Raw genomic sequence first — 1968 nt, forward strand, 5'->3', positions numbered from 1 at the left:
GCTTGAATTCCAGGAGTCGTTGCAACACCCGTGCTTAGCTGGCCATCAGTAAATCACGTAGACGCTCGGCTGGGGTGTCCCAGTCCAGTGTCTTGCGCGGTCGTGCGTTGAGTTCCTGGGCGACGTGCTCGAGGTCCTCTGGCCCGTAGGCGTTCAGGTCAGTACCTTTGGGGAAATATTGGCGCAGCAGACCGTTCGTGTTCTCGTTGGATCCGCGTTGCCAGGGACTGGCGGGGTCGCAGAAGTAGACGTCCATGTCGGTGGCGATGCTGAAAGCCCTGTGTTTGGCCATTTCGGCGCCCTGATCCCAAGTCAGGGATCCCCGCAGGTGTGCCGGCAGAGTGGACATGGTCTTGATCAGCCCGTCGCGGACCGATTCGGCCGTATGGTCCACCGGCAGGTGCACCAACATCACGTAGCGGGTGGTACGTTCAACCAGCGTTGCGATCGCCGACTGGTTGTAGGCTCCGGTCACTAAATCCCCCTCCCAATGGCCCGGGACGGCGCGGTCTTCGACCTCGGCGGGACGTTCGGAAATGTTGATCATCGGGTCCCGGAAACGACTGGTGCGTTCCTCGGGATTCCTGTGCTGCTTGCGGCGGGTCCGGCCGCTGCGCAGGGCCTCTTTGACCTCGCGTTTGAGCCCGCCGCGGGCCTGGAAGTACAGGGCCTGGTAGATCGTTTCGGTGCTCACGCGCATCTGCTCGTCATCGGGAAATTCCTTGATCAGCAGCTTCGAAATCTGTTCCGGGGACCAGCGGGTGAGGAGCTTGATCTTCACGTAGTCGTGCAGTTCCCCGGGTTCTGCCAGCTTACTGTCCTTCGGCCGTGCCCGGGCGGCCGTGGCGGCACGGTGAGCACCGTAGGGCCGGTAGCCGAGCATGGGGTGGCTGTTGCGTTTGATCTCCCGGCTGATGGTGCCCACGGACCGGCCCAGTGCCCTGCCGATCGCCTGCATGGAGGTTCCGTGGGAGCGCAGGTCCGCGATCCTCTCCCGCTCGGGCAGGGACAGGTAGCGGGCGCTGATGGGCTGTTCCAGGGCTTCCAACGCCACCGCGGCGGGTACTGGCGCCGTCACTGAGGCTGGCAGCTCCGGCACCGCCGCTGCCGTCAGCTCTGGTGCCGCTGCAGGGGCCGAAGGTTCCGCGAATGTAGTTCTCACTTCCTGTTTATACGGCAGATCCCCGGCCTGGCCTTGGGCCGCGGACGTGTCCTTTGCAGCCTGTTGCCGGTCCCAGTTGTAGGAGCTCGGTTTGCTGGCGCCGACGGCGAGGGCAGCATCCCTCCGGCCGGCTCCTTCCTGGCGCAGGCGCAGGTAATGAATTTGCTTCGCCGATGGGCCTCGCGTACCGACTGAGACCAGACCGGCGGCCCTGGCCCAGTTGAAGCAGGTGGAGGGGTTCAGGCCCAGTTGCCGGGCTGCAGCGCTGACGTTGCCGATTTCGCGCAGCAGGCCCAGGAACTCCACAATCACCGCCGACGGGTGGCGCCGCGGAGGAGCAGCCCTCACAGTTCCTATGACCCGTGGTTTTCTCCTGGCAGGATTGACCTTGCCGGCCCATTTATGAGCCGTGCTGATGTTCAATCCCAGCTCCTGGGCCGCCGCGGTGATGGTGCCCGTCCTGTCCAGAACGGCATAGAAGTGGTCCTTGTCCGCTTGGCTGTACTGGCGCTGCGGCCTGATCCCGGCAGCGTTCGCCCACTTCTGGCACGTGCTCCGGTTAATGCCGAGTTCCTTGGCCGCGGCGGCAACACTTCCCAACCGCTCAACGGCGGAAAGGAAATCCTGTCTTTGCGCCCGGGTGTGGGACTGCTGGGAACGCTTCCCCGGCGCCCCGGCCGTCGACGCCGGTTCTTCCGGTAGAGGAGATTTTTTCTTTAAGGAAGGACTACTTTTCGATGGTGATTCCATGGGTGTTGCGACTCCCGATTATTCGGGGGTGTTGCAACGATCGCTAGAACTCAAGC

General features: G+C 63.6%; 1 protein-coding gene. It reads right to left on the reverse strand.

The genetic code is table 11. The features are described from left to right. Window positions 1-34 precede the first annotated feature (34 nt). Window positions 35-1309, reverse strand: a complete 1275-nt coding sequence (locus NFC73_RS20630; RefSeq protein ID WP_443703146.1) for an IS30 family transposase — start codon at window positions 1307-1309, stop codon at window positions 35-37. Window positions 1310-1968: the final 659 nt, after the last annotated feature.

Origin of the sequence: Pseudarthrobacter humi (assembly GCF_024294965.1) — a bacterium.
GTDB lineage: Bacteria > Actinomycetota > Actinomycetes > Actinomycetales > Micrococcaceae > Arthrobacter > Arthrobacter humi.